The following is a 25,847-nucleotide window of genomic DNA, read 5'->3' as shown; positions in this document are numbered from 1 at the left end:
CTGGGCATCTGCGCCAGGCAGCGTGGATTGCCTGAGGTCAGTGCAGCGCGTTGGAAATCTCTTGCGTGGCCGCACACAGCGCCTGCAAGGCCGCGTGCGGGCCCACCAGTTCCGGGCGGCGTGCGATGAACGGCACCGTGAGCGTGTAGGTCGCACTGCCGCGTTGCAGGATCGGCGCAGTCAGATCGACCACGCCCACCACCGCTTCGCTGGGTTGCATGGCGTAGCCATCGGTGCGTGCCTGCGCGGCGGCGGCCAGGAACTGCGCACGCTCGAACGGCACCTCGCTGGCGTCCAGCATGTCCAGCCAGCGCGCCTGCACTTCCGGTTGCTGAAAGGCGAACAGCACCAGCCCGGAGCTGGAATGGGTCAGCGGGCGGCGATGGCCCGGGCGCACCACCAGGCCCAGATCGCTGGGCACATCCATTTGCGCGATCACCACGATCTGGTCGCCCGAGGGCGCCACCAGGTGGCAGGGCTGGCAGATCGCATCTGCCAGCCGCCGCATCACCGGCAATGCGGCCTCGCTGATGCTCTGTACCGGCGGCTGCTGCATGCCGAGCATGAACAGGCGGTTGGTCAGCACGTAGTCGCCTTCGCCATCGCGGGTGAGATATCCGCGTTCTTCCAGCACCTGCAGCATGCGGAAGATCTCGCCGCGCGAGCGGCCGATGCCTTGCGAGATCGCGCCCATGCTCATCGGCTGCGCCTGGCGGGCAAGAAGCTCGAGGATATCCAGCCCCTTGTCCAGGGCCGGCGCGCGGTACTTGGCGGGTTCGGGGCTCATCCGTTTGCGATTCCAGGCAAGGTGCGGCGCGCCAGGGTACAGGCATCGCCGGCAGGGGTCAGGGTGGGTGCTTGCGTGCAAATATAAACAAAGATTTTATATTTGCATGGCGTTGGCGCGCGCAGTACGCTCGCGCCATTGCAACGCAAGCGCCACAGCCTTGGGAGGGGATCGGTCGCATGCATCACAGTGACATTGCCGCGTCACCGCGCGGCAACCTGGCGCGTACCGCCATGGTTCCCCTGTTGTTGATCGTCAGCCTGTTCTTTTTGTGGGGCATGGCCAACAACCTCAACGACATCCTGATCAAGCAGTTCAAAAAGGCGTTCGAGCTGAGTGACCTGCAGGCCGGGTTGGTGCAGAGCGCCTTTTACATGGGCTATTTCGTCTTCGCGATGCCGGCGGCGATGTTCATGCGTCGCTACAGCTACAAGGCCGCGGTGGTGCTCGGGTTGCTGCTGTATGCGTGCGGGGCGTTTCTGTTTTACCCGGCCGCGCAGGTGCACACCTACTGGCTGTTCCTGCTGGCGCTGTTCGTCATCGCCAGTGGCCTGGCGTTTCTTGAAACCACGGCCAATCCGCTGGTCACGGTGCTCGGCCCGGCCGATGGCGCGGCGCGGCGGCTGAATCTTGCGCAGGCGTTCAACCCATTGGGGTCGATCACCGGCGTGTTGGTCGGCCAGCATTTCATCTTCTCTGGTGTGGAGCACACGCCCGCCGAGCTGGCGGCGATGGCACCGGCCGCGCGCGAGGCGTTCTTCGCTGCCGAATCCTCAGCCGTACAGATGCCGTACCTGATCATCGGCGCAGTGGTAGTGCTGTGGGCGATCCTGATCGCGCTGGTGCGCTTTCCCACCGGCGCGCCGGAGAGCGACAGCGGCGTGGCGCCCAAACGCGCACGCTTTGGCGAATTGCTGCGCAACCGGCGCTTCATGTTTTCGGTGGTGGCGCAGTTCTTCTACGTAGGCGCGCAGGTCGGCATCTGGAGTTATCTGATCCGCTACCTGCAGGACGCGGTGCCGGGCACGCCGGAAAAGACCGCGGCCACGTATCTGACCATCTCGCTGGTGCTGTTCATGGCCGGCCGCTTTGTCGGCACCGCGTTGCTGCGCTATCTGGCACCGGCGAAATTGCTGGCGAGTTTTGCCACGATCAATGTGGTGTTGTGCGCGGTTGCCATCGCGCTGCCCGGCTGGACCGGGTTGTACGCGCTGGTGGCGGCAAGCGTGTTCATGTCGGTGATGTTCCCGACCATCTTTGCGCTGGGCCTGGATGGCATGCACGACGACGCACGCAAGCTGGGCTCTTCCTTGCTGGTGATGTCGATCATCGGCGGCGCACTGCTTACGGCGGTGATGGGCGCGGTGTCGGACATGGCCGGCATTCACTGGGCGATGGCGGTGCCGGGCGCGTGCTTTGCGGTGATCTTGCTGTTCGCGTTGCGCGCACGTCGTGTCGCGCCTGCGATTGCCGGAGCCTGAGCATGCCGCGTCTTTGCTATGTACTGGATCTGCACGACGATGCCGCGTTGATCGCCGACTACGAGCGCTGGCATCAGCCCACCGAGGTATGGCCGGAAGTGGTGGCCTCGTTACAGCAGGCCGGCATCCTGGAACTGGAGATCTTTCGCAGCGGCGATCGGCTAGTGATGCTGATGGAAGTGGGCGACGATTACGACCCAGCCGCCAAGGCCGCGCGCGATGCGGCCGATCCGCGCATCCAGGCGTGGGAAGACCTGATGTGGCGCTTCCAGAAGCCGCTGCCAGGCAGTGCGCCTGGGGAAAAGTGGCGGGAGGCCGGGCGGATTTTTGCGTTGAGTGAGGCGGTAGAAGCACAAGGGTGAGTCGCATCCCTCATCCGCCCTACGGGCACCTTCTCCCGCAGGCGGGAGAAGGGTGGTGGTGAAGTGGCTGCAGCGTGCATGTTCCGCTCGCAGCCATGACTAGGCTAGCGTTCTCGCACTCGCAGTCATGACGGCTCTTTCCTTGCTGCTCGCAGTGATTTCTGCTTCCCCGCTCCCTCATCCGCCCTACGGGCACCTTCTCCCGCAGGCGGGAGAAGGGGAGGCGGTGAAGTGGCTGCAGCGTGCATGTTCCGCTCGCAGCCATGACTAGGCTAGCGTTCTCGACTTTTCCGCTCGTAGCCATGGCTAGGCTACCGTTCTCGCCCTCGCAGTCATGACTGCTCTTTCTCTTGGCTTGGCCCGGCCGATGGCGCGGCGCGGCGGCTGAATCTTGCTGCTCGCAGTGATCTCTGCTGCGTCGTTGCCCGCTCACGCTTCCCTTCTCCCGCGAGCGGGAGAAGGTGCCCGAAGGGCGGATGAGGGCGCTGGTCAGCCCTGTCGATTGGCTGCCAGGTCTTCCACCCAGAAACGTCCATCCGGGTAGCTGAATTCCGCAATCGAAGACGCGTGCATTTCTGCCGAGAAGCCGGGCACCTGTGGGGCAAGATAGCGGCCGTGTTGGATGCGCACCGGGTCCAGGAAGTGCTGATGCAGATGGTCGACGAATTCGATCGCACGGTCTTCCATCTGGCCGGTGATCGCGACGAAGTCGGCCATCGCCAGATGCTGCACCAACTCGCACAGGCCCACGCCGCCGGCATGCGGGAACACGCGCACGTTGAACTTGGCGGCCAGCAGCAAGATGGCGAGGTTCTCGTTGACGCCACCGACGCGCGCGGCATCGATCTGGATCAAATCCACCGCGCCGGCCTGCAACAACTGCTTGAACATCACCCGGTTCTGGGTGTGCTCGCCGGTGGACACCGGCACCGGGGTGATGCCCTGGCGGATCGCCGCATGGCCGAGCACATCGTCCGGGCTGGTGGGTTCTTCAATCCAGGCGATGTCGAATTCGGCCAGTTGGCGCATCCAGTCGATCGCCGGGCCCACGTCCCAGCGCTGGTTGGCATCCACTGCCATCGCGATGTCCGGGCCGATCGCTTCGCGCGCGAGGCGGCAGCGGCGGATGTCGTCCTGCACGTTGGCGCCGACCTTGAGCTTGATGGTGCGGAAGCCATCGACTACCGCTTCCTTGGCTAGCCGCACCAGTTTTTCGTCGGAGTACCCAAGCCAGCCGGGCGAGGTGGTGTAGGCAGGGTAGCCTTGCTCGATCAACTGCGCAGTACGCTGCGCGCGCTGCGGCTGCGCGGCGCGCAACATGGCCAGGGCTTCATCGCGGGTGAGCGCATCGGTGAGGTAGCGGAAGTCGATGGTGTCGACCAGCTGCTCGGGCGTGAGTTCGGCGATATAGCGCCACAGCGGCTTGTTGGCGGCACGCGCGGCCAGATCCCAGGCGGCGTTGATCACCGCGCCGATGGCCATGTGCATCACGCCTTTTTCCGGGCCCAGCCAACGCAGTTGCGAGTCGTTGGTGAGCCGGCGCGCGAAGCCGCCCAGGTCAGCGATGACGTCTTCCACGCGCAGGCCGACCACGTGTTCGGCGAGCGCGGCCACGGCGGCGGTCTGCACGTCGTTGCCGCGGCCGATGGTGAACACCAGGCCGTAACCGGCCAGTGCATCCGGCGCATCGGTGCGCAGCACGACGTAGGCGGCCGAGTAATCGGGATCGGGATTCATCGCGTCCGACCCATCGAGCTCGCGCGAGGTGGGGAAGCGGACGTCGTGGGTATCGAGGGCGACGATGGTGCTCATGAAGGTCCTGGGCGATGGAAACGGGAAATAGAAAACGGGCGAAAAAGAGCGTGGGGAAGAGGGACGCTTGAGCCCCTCTCCCACCGGGAGAGGGGTTGGGGTACGGACGCGCAGCGCCGACTGTGTTGAAGCGTTGCAATTACTCATGCGCTTGCAACCCAGATCAACGAATCACTGCGCGACCACCTGCGTGTGGATACCGACGCGCGAAAGCACTTGGAAGTTCAATGCCCTCGCACGCCGCTTGAAAATTTTGCGCATGACGCATCGACACAGGTGCCGACATGTCATGCCTGACAACAGGGCACATTGCGACGACCTGCCTGGATACGTCGCTACGTACCCTCACCCCGACCCCTCTCCCGAGGGGAGAGGGGCTTTAAGCTGCGTCGTGCGGAGGCGTTACCACGTGCGTTGAGCGCAACTTGGCACGCAATGCGACCAAAATCCTGGAAAGGGAAAAGGAGCTTTAGGCCGCATCGCGCGGATGCGCCACTACCGGCTGACGCTGACGCCCCAATCCTTCGATCTCCAGTTCCATCAGATCGCCCGGCTTCAAATACACCGGCGGCTTCTGGCCCAGGCCCACGCCCGGCGGGGTGCCGGTGCTGATCACATCGCCCGGCATCAGCGTCATGTAGCGGCTGATGTGGCTGACCAGTTCGGCCACGCCGAACACCATCGTGCGGGTGCTGCCGTTCTGGTAACGGTGGCCGTTGACCTCCAGCCACATCGACAGGTTCTGCGGGTCTGCCACTTCATCGCGGGTGACCAGCCACGGGCCGATCGGGCCGAAGGTGTCGGCGCTCTTGCCCTTGACCCACTGGCCGCCGTGTTCGAGCTGGAACTCGCGTTCGGACAGGTCGTTGATCACCGCATAGCCGGCCACATGATTCAGTGCGTCGTCCATCGAAACATCGCGTGCGATATCGCCGATCACCACGCCCAGTTCCACTTCCCAGTCGCTCTTGACCGAGCCGCGCGGGATGATGACGGTATCGTTCGGGCCGCACACCGCGGTGGTGGCCTTCATGAAAAGAATCGGCATTTTGGGCACTTCCATACCCGATTCGGCGGCGTGGTCGGCGTAGTTCAAGCCCACGCAGATGAACTTGCCGATGCGGCCCACTGCGGCGCCATAGCGCTGCTCGCCTTCGATCAGCGGCAACGTGGACAGATCCACTGCACGCAGTTTTTCCAGGCCGGCATTGGTGAGGTGCTCACCGGCGACATCGTCGATGACACCGCTCAGGTCGCGGATGCGGCCTTCGTTGTCGATCACGCCGGGACGTTCGTGGCCTTCGGCGCCAATACGTACGAGTTTCATGCAGTCTTCCTTTGCAGGGGAGGAATCGAAGCGAGTCGCCACCTGTTGCAAGATGTTTCAGCAGCAGGTGGACGACGCGCTCGGAACAGGAATGTCGGTGATGCGTGCTGGCAACAGGCCGCCTCAGGCGTGCGATGCGACGTGTTGTCAGCGGTCTTCAGTGCGGCTAACACATCATCGCGAGCGGCCATGGATCTGGCCGCTGCACAGCAGTGTGGTCGGCTGGGTTTAGAGCGGCTAACAAAACGTAGCGAGCAGTCGTCAGGTGGGTGTGGACGGCGCGGAGGAACCGGAGTGTACGGGTGGTACATGCCGATTCCGAGCACCGGCCGCGCCCGCCTGGCGGTGAGCACAGTAGTTTTGTTAGCTGCTCTTAGTTGGACCAGCCCCCGTCGATGATGTGGGTCTGGCCGGTGGTGAACGACGATTCGTCCGAGGCCAGATACACCACCAGCTGCGCGATCTCGCGCGGGTCGCCCAGACGGCCCATCGGCTGGCGATCGGTAAAGCTCTTCCACACCGCCTGTTCGTCGCCGCCCAGGGCCTGCACGCGCTGGCCCAGCGACGGCGTCTTGATGGTGCCCGGGCAGATCGCGTTGCAGCGCACGCCTTGGGCCACGTAATCGGCAGCAATGGCCTTGCTCAGGCCGATCACCGCGGCCTTGGTTACGCCGTACACAAAGCGATTCGGCACGCCCTTGATGCTGGACGCGACCGAGGACATGTTGATGATGCTGCCGCGGCCGCGTTCGAGCATGCCCGGCAGCACCGCCTTGCAGGTGTAGTACATCGCATCGACGTTGATCGAGAACGAGCGGCGCCATGCCGGCTCGTCGCAATCGAGAATGCTGCCCTGATGCACGTAGCCGGCGCAGTTGAACAACACATCGAACGGGCCGTGTTCGGCGACCAGTGCCGCAATCGCGGCGGCATCGGTGACATCGAGCAGCTCGGTGGTGATCGCATCGGACTCGGACGCGAGCGCCTGCAACGCAGCTGCGTCGATGTCGGTGGCGATTACCTGCGCGCCGGCACGTGCGCAGGCCAGCGCGCTTTCGCGGCCGATGCCGGCGCCAGCGGCGGTGATCAGGCAACGCTTGCCCTGCAGACGGGTGTTGGGCGTGGTGGGAATGGAGACTGTCATACCGATAAGGTTCCGTGGGTGGGGGCCGCCGGCCGTGGCAGACGATAGAACGTGCGTGCGTTGTCGCCGAATACCGCATCAGCGTGTTCGGCGGCATGACGGGTAACGAGCTGTTGCGCAAGATCGAACCATTGCGCGTAATCGGCGCGCAGGGTCAGCACCGGCCAGTCGCTGCCCCAGAGCAGCCGCTGCGCACCGAAGCGCGCAAACAGATGCGCAACATACGGCTCCAGTGCATCGATGCCGGCACCGCGCGCGGCTTCGGTGAGCAATCCGGACAGTTTGCAGTGCACGTTGGGATGCTGTGCCAACGCGGCCATGCCGGCGGCCCAGGCGACGAATTCGCCGGCCGCAATCTGCGGCTTGCCGCCGTGATCGACGACCACGCGCAACTGCGGGTGGCGCTTCAAGCGCGCCTGCAATGCCGGCACATGCACAGTGCGGATCAAGGCATCGAAGGCCAGATCGTGCGCCAGCATCGCGTCGAAGGCGGCGTCCAATGCGGGGTTTGCCAGCCACTGCACATCGGCGATGTCCTGCACCATCGGGCGCAGCCCCTTGAGTACACCGCCGCCTGCGCGGACCAGTGCGCCGATGCGTGCGGCGGCATCGGGCGCAGCAAAATCCGTCCAGCCGACCACGCCGGTAATGCGTGGCGCGTCGTGGGCGAGCTCGAGCAGGTAACAGGTTTCGGCTTCGGTTGCGGCGGCTTGCACCACCACCACGCTGTCGACACCGGCCGCATCCAGCGCGTCGTCCACGTCATGCGGCGCGAAGTCGCGGTACAGCGGCGCAAGCTCCGGCGTCAGCCAGGCGTAATCGCCACGGGCCAGGTGCCAGAAATGCAGATGCGCATCGACGCGGCTCATGGTGTGGGCAGGTCCGTATCGAGCAGGCCGCCATCGCGCAAGCGCTGCCACAGTGCGGGCGGGATCGATGCCTGCAAGCGCGTGGCGGCCGATTGCACCTCGGCCAGGGTGCGCATGCCGGCCACCACGGTGGTCACCGCCGGATGCGCCAGCGGGAACTGCAGGGCGGCCGCGCCGATATCCACCTCGAACGCCGCGCACGCCGCATACAGCCGCTGCGCATGCTGCAAGGTGGCGGTGTCCACCGGGGCGTAGTTATAGGTGGCGCCGGGGCCGCGTGCATCGCTGAGCAGGCCGGAACTGTACGGGCCGGCCGACAGGATCGACACGCCGTGTTGCTGCGCCTGGTCGAGCAGCGCACGCGCGCCGTGCTGTTCCAGCAGGGTGTAGCGCCCGGCCAGCATCACGCAGTCGATCGGGAAGCGTGCCAGCACGTCCAGTGCCACGTCCTGCTCGTTGACGCCCAGCCCGATCGCCCCGCACGCACCGGACGCTTTCAACTCCGCCATGGCCGGCAAGGCCTCCTCCAAGGCCTGCTGCAGCACATGGGCGTGGTTGTCGCCGTGGGTCAGCGCACCGATGTCGTGCAATAGCAGCACGTCGATGTAGTCGGTGCCCAGGCGCTCCAGGCTGGAGGCGAACGCGCGCCGCACGCCGTCGGCGCTGTAGTCGAATGCGGCGCGGCGGCCGGCCACCGCAAAACCGTCGCGGCCGGCAACGGCCTGTGCGTCGTCGTAGACGCAGCGGCCGACCTTGGTCGACAGCGTGTAGGCAGCGCGCGGCACGCCGGCCAGGCCGCGGCCCAGGCGTGTCTCGCTGAGTCCGTAGCCGTAGTAAGGCGCGGTGTCGAAGTGGCGGATGCCGGCCTCGAACGCGCCTGCCACCGCCGCCAGTGCGTCTGCCTCGGCGACTTCGGTGTACAGGTTGCCGATCGGCGCAGCGCCGAAGCCCAGCGCCGACAGCTGCACGTCGGTGCGGCCCAGACGTTGCCGCGCCACGGCGCTCATGCGCCACGCTCCGCAAGGGTGGCGCAGGCGCGAAGGGAATCTGGAGGGCAGCTGGGCATCGCAACGTCCACCAGCCGGCAGGTGCCCGGCTGTTCGCATATGAATATCGCAATCATCAATGAACAGATCACGCTGCAGTGCAGCATGGCGAGCCAGGGCGGCTGACGGATTGAGCAATCGGCGCCGTGCGCGTCGCTTTCTCTCTGTTCGTGCGCGCATCGCTTGTGGCCGTCTGGTCCATTGGCCATCGGCTAACGGCTAACGGCAACACCGCATTCCGCTGGCTACTCGGATCTCTCGTGCGGCAGCGCCGTTGCGGCTGGTGGCACGGCAAGCGTGTGGAATCCATGACCCGGACACGCATGGTCTTCGCCCGTGCCCCCATTGCGAACTCGGTTGTCCGCGCGCGCTGGATAGATCGCCCTGCGGCTCTCCAGGCCAAGGGTAGCGCCGCGCTGATCGCGCGAGCACGCCTGCTTTCGCCGTCTGGATACCCGCACTACAGCGCAGCGGCGTGACCCCTCGCGTTGCAACGCACTCCATCCCGGCTATTTCAAAATCCGGGCCCCGCATCACTAGTTCCTATAACGCAGCCTGCGCGGTTGCCTCGCACCGGCGGCTAGGGCTAGATACCAGCCTTGATCCGATGAAACTGATGCATGCCAGACACGACACGGCGGGAGTTGTTCAAGGTGCTGGCCGCAGGCGCATTGGTCGCGCCGTTGCCTGCTGCCGCGCAGGCATCAGCCGTGCCATGCGCCGCGCAACCGCCGCCGTGGGCGCGCGGCATCGAGGGCCAGCGCAAGGCCGACCTGGGCAACGGCACCTATCTCAACCCCATCGTGGCCGGCGATCACCCGGACCCCACCATCCTCAAGGATGGCGACGACTACTACATGACGTTTTCGTCGTTCTTTTCGTACCCGGGCATCGTGCTGTGGCACTCCACCGACCTGGTCAACTGGACCCCGATCGGCCCGGCGCTGCGCCAGGAACTGGGCACGATCTGGGCGCTGGATCTGTGCAAGCACGACGGCCGTTACTTCATCTACATCCCGGCCAATCCGGACGACAAGGGCTGGTCGATCTTCGTGATCTGGGCCGATGACATCCGCGGGCCATGGAGCGCGCCGATCGATCTGAACATCGCCGGCTGCATCGACCCCGGCCATGTCGTCGGCGAGGACGGCAAGCGCTATCTGTTCGTCAACGGCATCCGCAAGATTGGCCTGCGCGACGACGGCCTGGCCACCGATGGGCAACTCGAACCGGCCTACGCGCCGTGGCGCTATCCCGACGACTGGGTGGTGGAGAACTTCGCGCCCGAAGGCCCCAAGCTCACCTGGCACAACGGCTGGCTGTATCTGGTCACCGCCGTCGGTGGTACGGCCGGGCCGGTGACCGGGCATATGGTCATCGCCGCGCGGTCGCGCTCGGTGCACGGGCCTTGGGAACACTGCCCGCGCAACCCGCTGGTGCGCACGCTGTCCGAACAGGAGCCGTGGTGGTCGCGCGGCCATGCCACGCTGGTGCAAGGCCCACGCGGCGACTGGTGGCTGGTCTATCACGGCTACGAAAACGGCTTCCGCACCCTGGGGCGCCAGACCCTGCTGGAGCCGATCGAGTGGACCGCCGACGGCTGGTTTCGCGCCACTGGCGGCGACCTGTCCAAGCCGTTGCGCACGCCGGCACGCGCTGCCACCGGCAGTGCGAATGTGGCCGCCGGCTTCGCGTTGTTCGATGACTTTTCCACTGACCGATTCGGCACCCAGTGGAGCCTGCACGCGCCCAAGCCCGGCGAGCAGGCGCGCGTGCGGCGGGCCAACAAGGCATTGACGCTGACCTGCGCAGGCACATCGCCGATAGATAGCGCACCGTTGACCTGCGGCGTACCCGACCGCGCCTACGCGGCTGAGGTGACGCTGGAGCTGGTCGGCAATGCCGAAGGCGGCCTCCTGCTGTTCTACAACCACAAGGCCTTCGTCGGCATCGGTTTCACCGCCGACACCATGAAGACCTACGAATATTCCGAAGAACTGGTGTGGGCACGCGCGCCCAACACGCATCGCCGCATCCGCGTGCGGCTGACCAACGATCGCCACATCGTGAGCTTTGCGTATTCGTTCGACGACGGCCGGCAGTGGACGCGTCATCCCACGCGCATGGAGGTGTCCGGATTCCACCACAACGTGTTCGGCGGCTTCTTGAGCCTGCAGCTGGGCGTGTATGCCGCGCAGCAGGGCGAGGTGGTGTTGCGCGATTTCAGCTATCGCGCGCTGGGCTGAGCGTGGCTGAGCACTGACGACTGACGCTGCGTGTTGTCAGTGTTTCGGTTTCAGGACGGCTGTCGGAGATACCGTCAGCCCGATCCGATGCTTGAAAGCAGAGGCCTTCGGAGACCTCTCAAGGCAATCCCGGCACCTGCCAAAACACATCGTGGAGACACCGGGTGTGTCTGCCACGTGGGGCCTTGTGTTGCCTTGCATGCCTGCGGCTTTCAATGCCGCGACGATGTGGGATTCACGCTATACCGTCATGGACCACAGAAACGGTCGATTGACGCATCCTAATTTGCAAGCGCAGTCAGCACGCTGACAGCGCCGCTGCGTATGCCGTGCAAGATGCCGAAGAGAAGCAGTGAGAAACCTCGTCAACTGATCCGCGACGCCGCACTGCACGCGGATTCGAGTGCATCAACGAGCAGATCGCGCTGGTCTTCCAGCAGTAACTTCAGCGGTTCTAAGCCGAGCTGGGCGCGTGCACGTCACCGCAGGGGGCGGGGCCTTGAGGGCCCCGCCGCTGGACTCAACCGCAGCAGTAGCAGACGTTGCCTTGCCCGAGGTCGCCACCGAACTCCGGACACTCGGCCTTGCAGGCCCATGCACTACACGACTCGGCTTTCGGCTGTGCGCCGTCCACGGCCATCACCTGGAACGCACCGAAGCCGGTGCTGGCCAGAAACGTCGCTGCCATCAACGCACTGCGCAAGCTTACCCAACGCTTTTTCATGCATTACTCCCTCAACGTTGCAAAAGCCGCTGGCGCATCCGTGCGGCCCAAGGCGGCGACCAGGTCCTGCACCCGCTCCGTGGTATCGAATACGCCAACATGGGAATGGCGCACGCGCCCGTCCCCATCGATGGCCATCAGCAGCGGCACGTTGCGCGCACGGAACAGCATCAGCGCGCGACGATCGGTCAACGTGACCACCGGAAAATCGAAGCCATGCACATGCGCATAGCGCGCGGCCTGCACCGCATCGCAATGGCACACACCCAGCAATTGCGGTCGGCCCGGCAGGTTGGCCTGCAACTGCCTCGCCGCGCGCAGCACGGTCGGTGCCGAGCGCTGGCAGTACGGACACGTGGTCGTAAAAAAGAACAGCACCTGCGCCGGCCCCTGCGGCGCACCCAGCAGATGGCGCTGACCGTCGGCGTCCATCGCCTCGATGCGCGGCACGTACATGCCCTCGTACGGCGTGCTGATGCGCGTCTGCAGCCATTGCTGTTGCACGCGCAGTTGTCGGTTTTGCCACGCCAGCGCCGCAATCAATGCACAGGCCATCAGCAGGCCGATCCATAGCCAGGGAAAACGTCGCGCCATGCCAGCTCCAAAGCGTCCTTGATGCCCGAGCCTTGCCCAGGCATCAGCTCATGGTCAATGGTGATATCTACAACTGCGATGTCGCGCGGTGCGCAGGTGTGGATGCGATCACGCCGGTGCGCTTGGGCTTGCCACCGTCGGGCAACGACATGCGTGCGGTTTGCGCAAGTAGTGCGGCAGGCAGGCCTTGCGACAGTAATGCACGCGGTAGTCGCGCCTTGTCATCTGCCGATGCGATCAGGCCGGTGCGCTTGGCCTTGCCATCGTTGGGCGATGACACACGGACGGTTTGCGCAAATAGTGCTGCAGCCAGGCCTTGCGACCGGTAACGCATGCGGCAGTCGCGCCATGTCATCTGCCGGTGCGATCAGGCTGTTTCGCTTGGGCTTGCCACCGTCGGGCGATGACATGCGGGCGGTTTGTGCAAGCGCGATTGCAGGCAGGCCTTGCGACCGGTAACGCACGCAGCAGTCGCGCCATGCCATCTACCGAAGCGATCAGGCTGTTGCGCTTGGGCTTGCCACCGTTGGGCGATGACATGCGGGTGGTTTGTGCAAGCGCGATTGCAGGCAGGCCTTGCGACCGGTAACGCACGCGGCAGTAGTGCCATGCCATCTACCGATGCGATCACGCCGGTGCGCTTGGGCTTGCCATTGGTGTGCGCTGACATGCGGACGGTTCGCGCAAACGCGGCTGCAGGCAGGTCTTGCGACAAGTGCGCGGCGTAGCTGTCGCGCGCTGCCATCTGCCAGTGCGCGGTGCATGGCATGCTGTGCAGTGCGGCGCGTCGGTACGTGCCGGTTTTGGGGGAGCGATGCACAAGGATTCAATGGCGCGCCGGCTGCTGCTGGCGGTGTTCGTCTGTGCGACAGCGCACGCCAACGACAGCAGTTTTGGCGACGACAACGGCACCATCCGGCTGCTGCATCAGCCCGACATCAGCATGGACAAGGAGGCGCTGCTGCTCAGCGAAGAACGCGTGCAGGTGGACTATGTGTTCACCAACAACAGCGAGCGCGACCTCAGCGTGCCGGTGGCCTTCCCGATGCCGCCAATGTATTTCGGCATGGCCGACCACAGCGAACTCACCGACTTCAAATTGTGGGTGGACGGCAAGCCGATCGCCACCACGCGCAAGCTGGTGGTGTTGCTGGACGACGGCAGCGACATCTCCAAGGCGTTTGCTGCCACCGGGTGGACCCAGGACGATGTGGAGGCCTTCACCGAATCCGGCACCCCGCCCAAGGCCCGCAAGCCACTGCCCGCGCGCTGGGTCGATGCCGACGCGCAGCCGCGCTTCACCCTCAACGAGTACTTCGTCTGGCAACAGCTATTTCCGGCGCGCCGCAGCGTGCAGATCAGGCATGCGTATGTGCCCAGCCTGTCCACGGGCGTACCGCAGCCCAGCACGTATCTGCTGGAGTCCTATGCAAAGGACACCTGTATCGAACCGGCCACCAAGACCAGCATGCAGCGCCGCGAAGGCCAGTCCGGTCTGGCCTGGGCCAACTTGCGCTACGTGCTCACCACCGGCAAGAACTGGAACGGCCCGATCAAGGACTTCCAGCTGACCATCCGCAAGCAGGCCGCCAGCGACATCCTGAGTCTGTGCTTCGACGGCGAGCTGAAAAAGATCGACCCGTTGACCTTCCAGTTCAAGCAGGCCAACTTCGTCCCGATGCGCGATCTGAACGTCTTGTTCGTGCGCGCGCCGGAGTAAACGCTACAAGCCCCACACGTAGGAGCGCACCCGGGCGCGATGGAGCTTTCCCGGTAACGCCCATCACAGTCGCACGTGCCAGTGCGCGTCAGGTTTCTGTTGCAAAACAAGCTTTACCGGTAACGCCTATCGCGCCCAGGTGCGCTCCTACGCTCGTGTCGTGTCGTGTCGTGTCGTGTTGCTTCGCGTTGCACGGCATAGCAAATCTATCGTGCCCACCAACGACGAAGGCAGACGTGGTGGGATCACACGTAGGAGCGCACCCGGGCGCGATGGAGCTTTCCCGGTAACGCCCATCACAGTCGCACGTGCCAGTGCGCGTCAGGTTTCTGTTGCAAAACAAGCTTTACCGGTAACGCCTATCGCGCCCAGGTGCGCTCCTACGCTCGTGTCGTGTCGTGTCGTGTCGTGTTGCTTCGCGTTGCACGGCATAGCAAATCTATCGTGCCCACCAACGACGAAGGCAGACGTGGTGGGATCACACGTAGGAGCGCACCCGGGCGCGATGGAGCTTTCCCGGTAACGCCCATCACAGTCGCACGTGCCAGTGCGCGTCAGGTTTCTGTTGCAAAACAAGCTTTACCGGTAACGCCCATCGCGCCCAGGTGCGCTCCTACGCTCGTGTCGTGTCGTGTCGTGTCGTGTTGCTTCGCGTTGCACGGCATAGCAAATCTATCGTGCCCACCAACGACGAAGGCAGACGTGGTGGGATCACACGTAGGAGCGCACCCGGGCGCGATGGAGCTTTCCCGGTAACGCCCATCACAGTCGCACGTGCCAGTGCGCGTCAGGTTTCTGTTGCAAAACAAGCTTTACCGGTAACGCCCATCGCGCCCAGGTGCGCTCCTACGCTCGTGTCGTGTCGTGTCGTGTCGTGTTGCTTCGCGTTGCACGGCATAGCAAATCTATCGTGCCCACCAACGACGAAGGCAGACGTGGTGGGATCACACGTAGGAACGCACCCGGGCGCGATGGAGCTTTCCCGGTAACGCCCATCACAGTCGTACGTGCCAGTGCGCGTCAGGTTTCTTCTGCAAACCAAGTTTTACCGGTAACGCCCATCGCGCCCAGGTGCGCTCCTACGCTGGTGCCGTGCCGTGCCGTGTTGCTTCGCGTTGCACGGCATAGCAAATGTATTGATTGCCCACCAACGGCGACGGCAAACGTAGCGGGATCACTCGCGGGATCACACGTAGGAGCGCACCCGGGCGCGACCGGGCTTTCCCGACCAACCCCAACTCCCGCAGACACACCGCTGCGCGCGTCAGTCGTCTTCCGGCGGCGGCAACACGATGCCGTCGGAGTCGATGGCGAGCTTGCCGGCCATCAGCACGGCCTGGGTACGGTTGGTGACGCCGAGCTTGCGCAGGATTGCGGTGACGTGCGCCTTGATGGTGGCTTCGGACACGCCCAGATCGTAGGCGATCTGCTTGTTGAGCCGGCCCGCGCCGAGCATCTGCAGTACGCGGAACTGTTGCGGGGTGAGATCGCGCAACCGCTGGCCAACCTCGCGCTCTTCGCTATCGGTGGGCGGCAGGTTCTGCGCTTCGGCCGGAATCCAGCGCTCGCCATCCAGCACCGTGGCCAGCGCGCGGCCGATGGTGTCGGAGTCGGCGGATTTGGGAATGAAACCGAACGCGCCATGGTCGATGGCACGCCGCATCACCGTGGGTTCTTCGCGTGCGGACACCACCACCACCGGCAACTGCGGATGCAGCGAGCGCATATGCACCAGGGCACTGAAGCCCTGTGCGCCCGGCATGTTGAGATCCATCAACAGCAGGTCCGCGTCCGGTTGCGCATCGGCCAGCGTGTACAACGCATCCACGTTGTCGGCTTCGAACAATTGCACGCCCGGCATGACCCGCTGCACCGCCCCGCGCAAGGCCTCGCGAAACAGGGGATGGTCATCGGCAATCAGCAGGGTGGTCATTGAGGGGCCGGGAGTGGGGAATCGGGAATCGGGAATCGCAAAGGCAACAGCAAACAGCAACAGCAACAGCAACAGCAAACAGCAACAGCAACAGCAAACAGCAACAGCAAACAGCAACAGCAAACAGCAACAGCAAACAGCAACGGCAAACAGCAACGGCAAACAGCAACGGCAAACAGCAACGGCAAACAGCAACGGCAAACAGCAACAGCAACAGCAACAGCAAACAACAACAGCAAACAACAACAGCAAACAACAACAGCAAACAGCAACAGCGTCGATGCGGTGACGTTGAAGATGAGAATTGGCAGCGATGAATAAATGTAGGGGTCGGGAACCCGCTTTTACGAATTCCCAATCCGACGATTTATTTCCCACTCCTCAGGGAACCGCTCTAACGATTCCCCAATCCCGATTCCCCATTCCCAACGCGCGTCAGCGCGTCAGCCGCTCATTGACCAGCGAATCCACCACCGACGGGTCGGCCAGGGTGGAGGTGTCGCCGAGTTGATCAGGTGCGTTTTCGGCGATCTTGCGCAGGATGCGGCGCATGATCTTGCCCGAGCGCGTCTTCGGCAGGCCGGGGGCCCACTGCAGGTGATCGGGCGAGGCGATCGGGCCGATCTCCTTGCGCACCCAACTCACCAGCTCCTTGTGCAGCTCTTCGCTGGGGTTCTCGCCGGCGATCAAGGTGACGTAGGCATAGATGCCCTGGCCCTTGACGTCGTGCGGGAAGCCGACCACCGCCGCTTCGGCGACCTTGGGGTGCGAGACCAGCGCGCTTTCCACTTCGGCAGTGCCGATGCGATGGCCGGAGACGTTGATCACGTCGTCCACGCGGCCGGTGATCCAGTAATAGCCATCGGCATCACGGCGGCAGCCGTCACCGGTGAAGTAGCTGCCTGGATAGGTGCGGAAGTAGGTGTCGATGAACCGCTGGTGGTCGCCGTAGACGCTGCGCATCTGGCCCGGCCACGAATCCAGCAGCACCAGGTTGCCTTCGGTGGCGCCGTCCAGGATCTTGCCTTCGGCATCGACCAGCGCCGGCTGCACGCCGAAGAACGGCAGCGTGGCCGACCCAGGCTTGAGGTCGACCGCGCCGGCCAGCGGCGAAATCAAAATGCCGCCGGTTTCGGTCTGCCACCAGGTGTCCACGATCGGGCAGCGGCTGTCGCCGACCACTTCGTAATACCAGCGCCAGGCTTCCGGGTTGATCGGCTCACCGACGCTGCCGAGCAGGCGCAGGCTCTTGCGCGAGGTCCGCTTGACCGGCGCTTCGCCATCGCGCATCAGCGCGCGGATCGCGGTGGGCGCGGTGTAGAACAAGGTGACCTGGTGCTTGTCGATCACGTCCCAGAAGCGCGAGACGTTGGGGTAGTTGGGCACGCCTTCAAACATCACCGCAGTGGCGCCATTGGCGAGCGGGCCGTAGACGATGTAGCTGTGGCCGGTGACCCAGCCCACGTCGGCGGTGCACCAGTAGATGTCGTCTTCGCGCAGGTCGAACACCACTTCGTGCGTGTAGCTGGCAAACAGCAGATAGCCGCCAGTGGTGTGCAGCACGCCCTTGGGCTTGCCGGTGGAACCGGAGGTGTAGAGGATGAACAACGGATCTTCCGCGTTCATGCGCTCGGGTTCGCACTCGGCCGGCTGGCCATCGACCACGTCATGGAACCAGCGATCGCGCGGCGCCTGCATGTCCACCGCGCCACCGGTATGGCGCACCACCAGCACGGTTTCGACCGTGTTGGTGCCGGGAATCTTCAGCGCCGCATCCACGTTGGCCTTGAGCGGAATCTTCTTGCCGCCGCGCAGGCCTTCGTCGGCGGTGATGATCAGCTTGCTCTGGCAGTCGATCACGCGGTCGGCGATCGAGTTGGCGGCAAAACCGCCGAACACCACCGAGTGCACCGCACCGATGCGCGCGCAGGCGAGCATGGCCACGGCCGCATCGACGATCATCGGCAGGTAGATGGTGACCCGGTCGCCCTTCTTGACGCCGAGGTTGCGCAGCGCGTTGCCGAGCTTGCAGACGCGCTCGTACAACTCGCGGTAGGTGACCGGGTAGGACGCCGCATCCGGGCTGTCGGGCTCGAACAGCAGCGCGGTCTTGTCGCCGCGCGTGGCGAGCTGGCGGTCCAGGCAGTTGACGCTGGCGTTGAGCTCGCCGTCGCCGAACCAGCGGATATGGAAGTCGTCCAGCGCAAAGCTGACGTCCTTGACCTGGGTGGGTTGCTTGAACCAGTCCAGCCGCTGCGCGGCCTTGCCCCAGAACTGCTCGGGATGCTCGATCGATTCGCGGTACAGCGTTGCGTACTGCTCGCCATTGACGCGTGCGCCCTTGGCGAACGCGGGATCGACGGGATAAACATCAGCCATGGCACCCTCACTTGCGATGAACTTGTTGGGAGAGGGCACGGCAGCTGCCCTCGGTAGGCGATCAGTGTGCCGCATCCATTCTGTCCCGGCGGTCAACGGCGCGTTAGACCATGGTCGTAACCTAAGGCGTGCGCTGGCGCACATCCATTGCGGGTCCTGGTGCGACCATCGGTCACCTTGTGGAATGCTGCGTTGCAGCTACGACCAAAGGCGAATAGGCTGCAAACCGCGGACTGCCTCACGCTCCGCACAGCATCGCCATCAAGCGCGAGGCCTTCATTGGGGAGAGGGTTCCATGAAACACCGTACTGCACCGTTGGTGCGCCATCCGTTGGCGGCCGCATTGTTCGTGGCCAGCATTCTGCCGGGCGTTGCGTTCGCGCAGACGGCAAAGGAAAAGGCGCTGGAAACACGTATTGCCGAGCTCGAGCGTCAGGTCCAGCTATTGGTGACCGCGCAACAACAACAACAGGGCCAGATTGCCCAGACGCAGACGCAGGTCACCGAGGTGCGCACCTTGCAGGCGCAGACTCCGCCCGCGCCAGCGCTCCCGGCCGGCAAAAAGCCGATCCAGCTGACCAGCATCACGCCGAACGCGTTGCCGGGGACAACGTTTCGTTACGGTGGTTTCATCAAGGCCGACTTCATGACCACCCGCACCAGCGACGGCGCCTTGCCTGAAGGTGCGGTGGGACGTTACCTGTACATCCCGACGCAGACGCCTGTCGGGGGACAGGCGTCGAGCACCGACACCGACTTCCATGCCAAGTTCTCGCGCTTCAACCTGGGCGTGGACACGGTGACCGAAAACGGCGACAAGCTGACTGGGTTCATCGAACTGGACTTCTTCGGCAACGCGCTGGCCAACCAGGTCAACAATCTGTACGGCGGCACCTTGCGGCACGCCTACATGAGCTGGAACAACTGGCTGGCCGGCCAGACCTGGTCCAACTTCGTCGACGCCACGATCCTGCCGGAAGCGGCCGACATCGTCGGGCCGACCGACGGCGCGCTGTTCAGCCGACAGACCCAGATCCGCTACACCCGCGGCGCTTTCAGCGTGTCGGCAGAAAACACCGAAACGCTGACCACGCCATACCGGGGCGGCAACACCATCCTGGCCTCGGACCATGGCGCGATGCCGGATCTGACCGCGCGGTACAACTGGAAGGGCACCTGGGGCACGTTCGGCCTGTCGGCGATCGCACGCCAGTACCGCACCCGCAGCGCGCTGACCAACGACACCGACTTCGGCGGCGCCATCGCCGGCGGCGGCCGCTGGATCATCAACTCCAGCAACGACCTGCGCTACCAGCTGGCCTACGGCGAAGGCCTTGGCCGCTATCTGGGCCTGGGCAACGGCTCGGACGTGGAAATCGACATCGACGGCAACATCCAGACCGTCAGCACGGTGGCCGGCTGGGTGGCTTGGCGGCACGACTACAACGCCAAGTTGCGCAGCACCATCATGTATTCGCGCGTGGATTACGACCATTCGCTGGCCAACACCGGCGGGCTGGCGAGCAAGTCGCAGCAGAGCATCCGCGCCAACGTCTTCTATTCGCCGCTACCCAAGGTGGATGTGGGCGCAGAGCTGATGTACGGCCGCCGCGAAGCCGAAAACGGCGATTCCGGCGACATCTCGCGCCTGCAGTTCACCACCAAGTACAGCTTCTAAAGGTTCACCCATCGGCCGCCCGCCACGCATGTGGGCGGGCCGTGCTGCCCGCACTCCAGGAGACAGACCATGACCGTCTCGAATGACGCATTGATCGCCAAGATCGATGCCAATCCGAAGTACCACGCGCTCAAGCGCCAGCGCAACACGCTCGGCTGGACGCTCACCGTGCTGATGTTGTTGGCCTATTTCGGCTATATCGGCCTGATCGCTTTCGACAAGGCATTTTTGGCCAAACCCATCGGCGATGGAGTGACTTCGATCGGCATTCCGATCGCGATCGGGGTGATGGTGTTCACCATCGTCATCACCGCCATCTACGTGCGTCGTGCCAACAGCACCTACGACCAGCTGACCGCGCAGATCCTGGAGGAAGCCCGCAAATGAGCAAGACTTCGCGCCTTCTTCTGATTTTGGCCGGCTTGCTGCCGGCAGGCCTCGCGCTGGCCGCCGGTGGCGACATGGGCCAGGTCGACAAGCAGCCCACCAACTGGGTGGCGATCGGCATGTTCGGCTTCTTCGTGCTGGGCACCTTGTGGATCACCAAATGGGCGGCGGCCAAGACCAAGTCGGCCGCTGACTTCTACACCGCCGGCGGCGGCATCACCGGCTTCCAGAACGGCCTGGCGATCGCGGGCGACTTCATGTCGGCGGCGTCGTTCCTGGGCATTACCGCGGCGGTGATGGCCAACGGCTACGACGGCTTGATCTATGCCATCGGCTTTCTGGTCGGTTGGCCGATCCTGACCTTCCTGATGGCCGAACGGCTGCGCAACCTCGGCAAGTACACCTTCGCCGACGTGGCCGGCTACCGCTTCGCGCCCACCGCCATCCGCAGCTTTGCCGCTTCCGGCACGCTGGTGGTGGTGCTGTTCTATCTGATCGCACAGATGGTCGGTGCCGGTGCGTTGATCAAGCTGCTGTTCGGGCTGGATTACTGGGTGGCAGTGACCCTGGTCGGCGTGCTGATGATGGTCTACGTGCTGTTCGGCGGCATGACCGCCACCACCTGGGTGCAGATCATCAAGGCAGTGTTGCTGCTGACCGGCGTGACCTTCATGGCCGTGGCGATCATGTGGCACTTCAACTTCAGCTTCGAGGCGTTGTTCGCCGAGGGCGTGCGGGTGAAGACCGCGATTGCGGCCAATGGCGGTGCATCGCCAGACGACGCGGCCAAGGCCGGCCTGTCGATCATGGGGCCGGGCGGTTTTGTGAAGGACCCGATCTCGGCGATCTCGTTCGGCATGGCGCTGATGTTCGGTACCGCCGGCTTGCCGCACATCCTGATGCGTTTCTTCACCGTTCCCGATGCCAAGCAGGCGCGTAAGTCGGTGCTGTGGGCCACCACCTGGATCGGCTACTTCTACATCCTGATCTTCATCATCGGCTTCGGTGCGATCGCCCTGGTGCTGACCAACCCGCAGTTTGCGGACGTCGCCACCGGCACCATCCACGGCGGCAAGGGTGCGGCCAACATGGCGGCGGTGTTGGTCGGCAATGCAGTCGGCGGCAACGTGTTCATGGGCTTCATCTCGGCTGTGGCCTTCGCCACCATCCTGGCGGTGGTTGCAGGGTTGACCCTGTCCGGTGCCTCGGCGGTGTCGCACGACCTGTACGCCACTGTGATCAAGAAGGGCAACCCGGCGCCGGGTTCGGAGCTGAAGGTCTCGCGTGCCACCACCCTGGTGCTGGGCGTGATCGCAGTGCTGCTGGGCATCGTGTTCGAGAAGCAGAACGTGGCCTTCATGGTGTCGCTGGCCTTCGCCATCGCCGCTTCGGCCAACTTCCCGGTGCTGATCCTGTCCTTGCTGTGGAAGAACTGCACCACGCGCGGCGCGGTGACCGGCGGTTTCCTGGGCCTGATCTCCTCGCTGGTGCTCACGGTGCTGTCGCCGTCGGTGTGGGTGGACACGCTGGGTAACGCGGCCGGGTCGGCGCCGTTCCCGTACACCTCGCCGGCACTGTTCTCGATGACCATTGGTTTTGTCGGCATCTGGCTGTTCTCGGTGCTGGATCGCAGCCCGCAGGCGGCCAACGAACGCGCGGCGTTCAAGGCGCAGCAGATCCGTGCCGAAACCGGCCTGGGTGCCAGCGGTGCGTCGGGTCACTGACCCATCGCGTAACCCACCGCTGTCAACGCAGAACGCCGGCCTTGTGCCGGCGTTCTGCGTTTTGGCAGAGGGTGAGACCGCGCAGCGAGGCGAGTCCGCCAGCGCCAGGGCCGGTCCGCAGCGATCGACGCTTGGCAGAGCGCAGAGGCAGGCAGCGATCCAACGCGGTGCTCACCAAGATGCGAGCGGCTTCAGATGTCGATACGCAGGACCCACCGTGCTGCGCGCGCATGCCGCCATCGCGGCGGCGTTGCGTGCCACTGCGCGATTGCGGTCGTCCACTTCGTTTTTCACGCAACGCCTGCGCGATCGCGAACAACCGCAACACCAGCGAAGAAATTAAGTCATGGAGAGTGACTAAATTGGCCCGCAAGCCGAACACTGATCACGCACGGCTTGGCCTCTCCCCGGTATCGACCGGCTGGCGAGTGCGCTGCAAGCGAGTTCGCCGGTTGCGTCGACCCATCGGCTCTCGTCCATCCCTTGCCCTTCCTGCACCTACGAACCGGGACACAGACACCATGCCTACCACCCTCGCTCCACATCCGCTGGCCCGCGCCTGCCGCCTGCTCGGCGCACTGGCCCTGCTGGCGGCACTGCCGCAGCTGGCACTAGCTGCCTGCAGCGACAGCTCCGACGTCAAGATGCAACGCATCTTGTTCAACTCCTCCAATACCGTCGTGCTGGCGCACCGTGGCTTATGGGGCAACTACGCCGGCATCGCCGACATGCCGGAAAACTCGCGTGGTTCGCTGCAGACTGCCAACGACCAATGCATGGATGGCGTGGAGCTGGACGTCAAGCTCACCAGCGATGGCGTGCCGGTGTTGCTGCATGACTACAACCTGGGGCGCACCACCACGGTGTGGCAGCACCATCCGGGGGTGAAGTACGACCCGATCACCAATCAGGGCGTCAACCCATCCGTGTTGGTCACCCCGTGGTCGGAAGTCAGCCAGTTGTTCCTGCTGGCGCCGAATCGTCGTACCACCACCGGCTATCACGTGCCGCGTGTGGATGAGCTGTTCGCCTATTACAAACAGCGCCAGCTGCGCACACCGATGGTGTTCGATATCAAGGACGCCAAAACCGTGCGTGCGGTCAGCAGTGCAGCCAATAAGGTGTTTGGCATCGCTTCCGGCAGCTACGTCGCCGCCAAGGTCAATGCAACGCTGTACACCAGTCGCGATGCTTACCGTGCCGATGGCAGCGGCATGGTCGGCATTCCGGTGTTCACCACCAACATGCTGGGCAAGATCAATGTGCGCCAGACGATCTCGGCATGGATGAACTCGGGTAACCAGACGATGGAGATCAACGTCAAGCAACTCGGCGGCTTGCTGCAGAGCGATGCCGATTTCATTCGCGAGCGTGGTTATCGCGTGGGCGTGTTCCAGGCAATTCCGGATGGCCCGTCTGCCGGCAAGTTCTATCAGAACAGCGGCGCTTGTTGCTACGCGCTGTCGGATCTGTATTTCTCTTACGGCGGTGGCCGCGACACGGCCGACAATCGCGGCAATCTGGATTTCATCGTGCGCGACGAGGCCTTCGGCCTGATCACCAGCGACAACCCGAAAGCGGCCATCGCCTACCTGCGTGCGCGCGGCAAGCACGACTAAGAGCGACTCACAACACCACTGCGCGGCCGCCAGGCGGGCGCGGACGGTGCTATGAATCGGCATGTACCACTCATACACGCCGGTTCTGAGCGCGCCGTCCACGCCCACCTGACGACCGCTCACTACGTTGTGTTAGCTGCTTCAAGCAGCTGTTACCGGCCCGCGCGGGCCGGCTGTCCTGGCGGCGGCACCTGCCGCCGCCGGGTTCATGCCATCACGGAGATTGCCCATGTTTTCCACACCGCATTTTTTCAAAGTGCTTTCGCTGAGCCTTGCCTGCTGCACGCCGCTGGCGCATGCCGCCACGGCCGATGCACACCTGCAGACTGGCCCGGCTTCCGTAAAGGTGCTGCAGATCGGGCAGCAGGCGTTCAGTGCGCCGGAATATCGCGCGCTGGCCCTGGCCGATTTGCCGCAAAACGCCAATCCGGCCGTTGCGGCCGACCCGAGTTTCGTTCGCGAATTCGCCGACCGGCTGCTGCTGGTGGACCAGGCGCGTCAGACGCATCTGCAAGACGACCCGGTGGTGGCCGCGCACATCCGTCAGGCCACCGATGCGATTCTTGCCGAGGCGATGCAGCGGCGCGCACGCGATGCCGCAGCGATCGACGCGACCCAAGTGCAAGCGCAGTTCGATGCGCATCCGCACGATTACGACGAGGTGCGCCTGAGCCATCTGTTCGTCGCGTTGCAGCCACAAGGCGATGCGCGGCGTGGCACACCGTTGACCGATGCGCAGGCGCTTGCACGCGCACAGCAGCTCAAGCAGCAGCTGGATGCCGGGACGCCCTTCGAAGAACTGGCGATGCGCGAATCCGACGATGGCAGCACCGCGGCCGAGGGCGGCCAGTTGTCATCGATTTTCCTGCGTAACGTGGCCGATGCCTTTGTTGCGCCGGTGGAGGGAATGGGCGTGGGGGAGGTGTCGGCCCCGGTGCGCGGGCCGGAGGGGTATCACTTGATCCGTATGGATGCGCGTAGTCCCGCCACGCTGGAGACAGCGCGCGGGCAGATCGAAGTGCAATTGCGCGACCAGGCCGCCACCGCTGCGCTGGAACGTCTGCGCCAGGCCCATCCGTTGCAGTTCGATCGTGCCGCGCTGGAAGCGGCGCTGCGTTGATGCCGGCGCCTGCGCTGAACGTGGGCACGCAGCCATGCCATCGGCCCCGGCTGCTCTGGCCGGTGGCGGGGGCGGTGTGTGTGATTGCAGCGGTGTTGGCAGCAGGGATCTGGAGCGTGCGCACGCCGGCTGCATCGCCTCTGCAGCGCAGCGTTGCTGCGCCCCAGTTGCTGCCTGCCGGCGTTGCGTCCACGCAGCCGCCTGCGCACGCCGCGCAGGGCCTGTTCGACAGCGCCATGCAACAGCTGGCCTGTCGCGAGCAGGGTGAGCAACGCGCGGCGCAGATCGCGCACGGCAGAGCGCCCAGGCCGTCGTTGGACGCGCGTCGCTGCGTCGCCGGCACGCCGTTGCAGATCGAGGCGCTGCTGCGCACGGCCGCAGCGCACGGCGATGCCGACGCGCAACGCTATCTGCTTGCCCAGCGCGTGAGCGAGTTGCTGCAACGTGCGGTGGCCGCCGCACCCGCCGGGATGCCCGCGCAACTGTCGGCGAACGACGAACAGGAGGTGGCCGCGACGGTGGCCGAGCTGGAAACGCTGGCGCTGGCAGGCCATCGCGATGCCATCGAGACCCTGGCGCAGGTGGTGGAATCACCGCTGTTGCACGCACCCGACCCGGTGTATGCGGCGGCCTGGCGGCTGGCCGCGCGGCAACCGCCGGGCCGCGCGCTGGATGCAGCTGCACCGTTGCAGGCAGAAGACGAGTTGCTGGAGTCGATGCCGCAACAACAGCAGCAACAGGCACGTGCGCTGGCGGTGGAATTATTCGGCTATTGCTGCCGAATGCCGGTTGCGGCAGCACGGTGATGCGCCCTCTCCAGCGCGGTCGCCGAGGGGGTGCGCGGTCGACGGCCAGGCAGCGTGCCTGCCAGCGCCAGCGCCGCTGTATCGCTGCC

The 25,847-nt window shown here is 64.6% G+C and carries 22 protein-coding genes and 2 other RNA genes; 12 read left to right on the top strand and 12 right to left on the bottom strand.

Translation table 11 applies throughout. The features are described from left to right. Nucleotides 1-37: 37 nt before the first annotated feature. Nucleotides 38-787: an IclR family transcriptional regulator gene (locus ABQU90_RS21875; RefSeq protein WP_323523312.1), complete on the bottom strand. Its 750-nt coding sequence runs from the start codon at nucleotides 785-787 to the stop codon at nucleotides 38-40. A gap of 179 nt (nucleotides 788-966) precedes the next feature. Here ABQU90_RS21875 and fucP point away from each other — a divergent pair, with 179 nt between their 5' ends. Both fucP and ABQU90_RS21865 read left to right on the top strand, forming a co-directional pair. Further along, nucleotides 967-2,268 (top strand): L-fucose:H+ symporter permease, encoded by a 1,302-nt coding sequence (gene fucP, locus ABQU90_RS21870; RefSeq protein WP_115559286.1) that lies wholly within the window; start codon nucleotides 967-969, stop codon nucleotides 2,266-2,268. A gap of 2 nt (nucleotides 2,269-2,270) precedes the next feature. Further along, the gene (locus tag ABQU90_RS21865) at nucleotides 2,271-2,630 is read left to right on the top strand and encodes an L-fucose mutarotase (protein WP_323523313.1); all 360 of its coding nucleotides are present in this window, start codon (nucleotides 2,271-2,273) and stop codon (nucleotides 2,628-2,630) included. Nucleotides 2,631-3,119: 489 nt separating this feature from the next. Here the strand turns inward: ABQU90_RS21865 and ABQU90_RS21860 are convergent, their stop codons facing one another. From ABQU90_RS21860 to ABQU90_RS21835, 6 genes are all read right to left on the bottom strand, one after another. Beyond that, nucleotides 3,120-4,442: an L-fuconate dehydratase gene (locus ABQU90_RS21860; protein WP_323523314.1), complete on the bottom strand. Its 1,323-nt coding sequence runs from the start codon at nucleotides 4,440-4,442 to the stop codon at nucleotides 3,120-3,122. Between the two features lie 469 nt (nucleotides 4,443-4,911). Then, nucleotides 4,912-5,769, bottom strand: a complete 858-nt coding sequence (locus ABQU90_RS21855; protein ID WP_115529282.1) for a fumarylacetoacetate hydrolase family protein — start codon at nucleotides 5,767-5,769, stop codon at nucleotides 4,912-4,914. Between the two features lie 235 nt (nucleotides 5,770-6,004). Then, nucleotides 6,005-6,080: non-coding RNA, sX9 sRNA (locus ABQU90_RS21850), on the bottom strand. Nucleotides 6,081-6,142: 62 nt separating this feature from the next. Then, nucleotides 6,143-6,913: an SDR family oxidoreductase gene (locus ABQU90_RS21845; protein ID WP_323523315.1), complete on the bottom strand. Its 771-nt coding sequence runs from the start codon at nucleotides 6,911-6,913 to the stop codon at nucleotides 6,143-6,145. Beyond that, the gene (locus ABQU90_RS21840) at nucleotides 6,910-7,782 is read right to left on the bottom strand and encodes an amidohydrolase family protein (RefSeq protein ID WP_323523316.1); all 873 of its coding nucleotides are present in this window, start codon (nucleotides 7,780-7,782) and stop codon (nucleotides 6,910-6,912) included. The genes ABQU90_RS21845 and ABQU90_RS21840 overlap by 4 nt, the downstream gene beginning before the upstream one ends. Further along, nucleotides 7,779-8,789 carry an aldo/keto reductase gene (locus ABQU90_RS21835; protein ID WP_323523317.1) on the bottom strand — a complete coding sequence of 337 codons (1,011 nt, stop codon included), beginning with the start codon at nucleotides 8,787-8,789 and terminating at the stop codon, nucleotides 7,779-7,781. Before ABQU90_RS21835 ends, ABQU90_RS21840 begins: the two co-directional genes overlap by 4 nt. 659 nt (nucleotides 8,790-9,448) lie before the next feature. Here ABQU90_RS21835 and ABQU90_RS21830 point away from each other — a divergent pair. Further along, nucleotides 9,449-11,074, top strand: a complete 1,626-nt coding sequence (locus tag ABQU90_RS21830) for a family 43 glycosylhydrolase (RefSeq protein ID WP_323523318.1) — start codon at nucleotides 9,449-9,451, stop codon at nucleotides 11,072-11,074. A gap of 520 nt (nucleotides 11,075-11,594) precedes the next feature. Here the strand turns inward: ABQU90_RS21830 and ABQU90_RS21825 are convergent. The 3 genes from ABQU90_RS21825 to ABQU90_RS21815 form a co-directional block, all read right to left on the bottom strand. After that, a complete protein-coding gene (locus tag ABQU90_RS21825; protein WP_039421648.1) occupies nucleotides 11,595-11,798 on the bottom strand; it encodes a hypothetical protein in 204 nt (67 codons plus the stop codon). Nucleotides 11,799-11,801: 3 nt separating this feature from the next. Beyond that, nucleotides 11,802-12,365 (bottom strand): peroxiredoxin family protein, encoded by a 564-nt coding sequence (locus tag ABQU90_RS21820; protein ID WP_323523335.1) that lies wholly within the window; start codon nucleotides 12,363-12,365, stop codon nucleotides 11,802-11,804. Between the two features lie 94 nt (nucleotides 12,366-12,459). After that, nucleotides 12,460-12,726, bottom strand: a complete 267-nt coding sequence (locus tag ABQU90_RS21815) for a hypothetical protein (RefSeq protein ID WP_323523319.1) — start codon at nucleotides 12,724-12,726, stop codon at nucleotides 12,460-12,462. 480 nt (nucleotides 12,727-13,206) lie between these two features. Between ABQU90_RS21815 and ABQU90_RS21810 the strand changes: the two genes are divergently transcribed. After that, nucleotides 13,207-14,112, top strand: a complete 906-nt coding sequence (locus ABQU90_RS21810; RefSeq protein ID WP_323523320.1) for a DUF4424 domain-containing protein — start codon at nucleotides 13,207-13,209, stop codon at nucleotides 14,110-14,112. 1,264 nt (nucleotides 14,113-15,376) lie between these two features. Here ABQU90_RS21810 and ABQU90_RS21805 read toward each other — a convergent pair. Further along, nucleotides 15,377-16,045, bottom strand: coding sequence for a response regulator transcription factor (locus ABQU90_RS21805; RefSeq protein WP_055850166.1), 669 nt, complete (start codon nucleotides 16,043-16,045; stop codon nucleotides 15,377-15,379). Between ABQU90_RS21805 and ABQU90_RS21800 the strand changes: the two genes are divergently transcribed. Beyond that, nucleotides 16,038-16,334 (top strand): hypothetical protein, encoded by a 297-nt coding sequence (locus ABQU90_RS21800; RefSeq protein ID WP_323523085.1) that lies wholly within the window; start codon nucleotides 16,038-16,040, stop codon nucleotides 16,332-16,334. The genes ABQU90_RS21805 and ABQU90_RS21800 overlap by 8 nt on opposite strands. A 146-nt stretch (nucleotides 16,335-16,480) precedes the next feature. Here the strand turns inward: ABQU90_RS21800 and acs are convergent, their stop codons facing one another. Beyond that, a complete protein-coding gene (gene acs / locus ABQU90_RS21795) occupies nucleotides 16,481-18,424 on the bottom strand; it encodes an acetate--CoA ligase (RefSeq protein WP_055846763.1) in 1,944 nt (647 codons plus the stop codon). A gap of 295 nt (nucleotides 18,425-18,719) precedes the next feature. On the opposite strand from acs, the gene ABQU90_RS21790 reads away from it, so the two are divergent. From ABQU90_RS21790 to ABQU90_RS21760, 7 genes are all read left to right on the top strand, one after another. After that, the gene (locus ABQU90_RS21790; protein ID WP_055846766.1) at nucleotides 18,720-20,102 is read left to right on the top strand and encodes a DcaP family trimeric outer membrane transporter; all 1,383 of its coding nucleotides are present in this window, start codon (nucleotides 18,720-18,722) and stop codon (nucleotides 20,100-20,102) included. Nucleotides 20,103-20,171: 69 nt separating this feature from the next. Next, on the top strand, nucleotides 20,172-20,489 hold the full coding sequence (locus ABQU90_RS21785) for a DUF485 domain-containing protein (RefSeq protein WP_055846769.1): 318 nt from the start codon (nucleotides 20,172-20,174) through the stop codon (nucleotides 20,487-20,489). Continuing rightward, entirely contained in the window at nucleotides 20,486-22,213 is a 1,728-nt protein-coding gene (locus ABQU90_RS21780) for a cation acetate symporter (RefSeq protein ID WP_323523086.1), read from the top strand. The genes ABQU90_RS21785 and ABQU90_RS21780 overlap by 4 nt, the downstream gene beginning before the upstream one ends. 644 nt (nucleotides 22,214-22,857) lie before the next feature. Then, nucleotides 22,858-23,832 (top strand): glycerophosphodiester phosphodiesterase family protein, encoded by a 975-nt coding sequence (locus tag ABQU90_RS21775; RefSeq protein ID WP_193552646.1) that lies wholly within the window; start codon nucleotides 22,858-22,860, stop codon nucleotides 23,830-23,832. Nucleotides 23,833-23,893: 61 nt separating this feature from the next. Continuing rightward, nucleotides 23,894-23,970: non-coding RNA, sX9 sRNA (locus tag ABQU90_RS21770), on the top strand. A 91-nt stretch (nucleotides 23,971-24,061) separates the two neighbouring features. Beyond that, nucleotides 24,062-24,952 (top strand): peptidylprolyl isomerase, encoded by an 891-nt coding sequence (locus ABQU90_RS21765; protein ID WP_323523087.1) that lies wholly within the window; start codon nucleotides 24,062-24,064, stop codon nucleotides 24,950-24,952. Next, on the top strand, nucleotides 24,952-25,758 hold the full coding sequence (locus ABQU90_RS21760) for a hypothetical protein (protein WP_407078796.1): 807 nt from the start codon (nucleotides 24,952-24,954) through the stop codon (nucleotides 25,756-25,758). The genes ABQU90_RS21765 and ABQU90_RS21760 overlap by 1 nt, the downstream gene beginning before the upstream one ends. Nucleotides 25,759-25,847: the final 89 nt, after the last annotated feature.

The sequence above is a fragment of the Xanthomonas sp. WHRI 10207 genome (genome assembly GCF_040202975.1).
In the GTDB taxonomy this organism is placed as follows: domain Bacteria; phylum Pseudomonadota; class Gammaproteobacteria; order Xanthomonadales; family Xanthomonadaceae; genus Xanthomonas.
The sequence above is the reverse complement of the archived record's forward strand: the minus strand, read 5'-3'. Positions and strand labels throughout refer to the sequence as shown.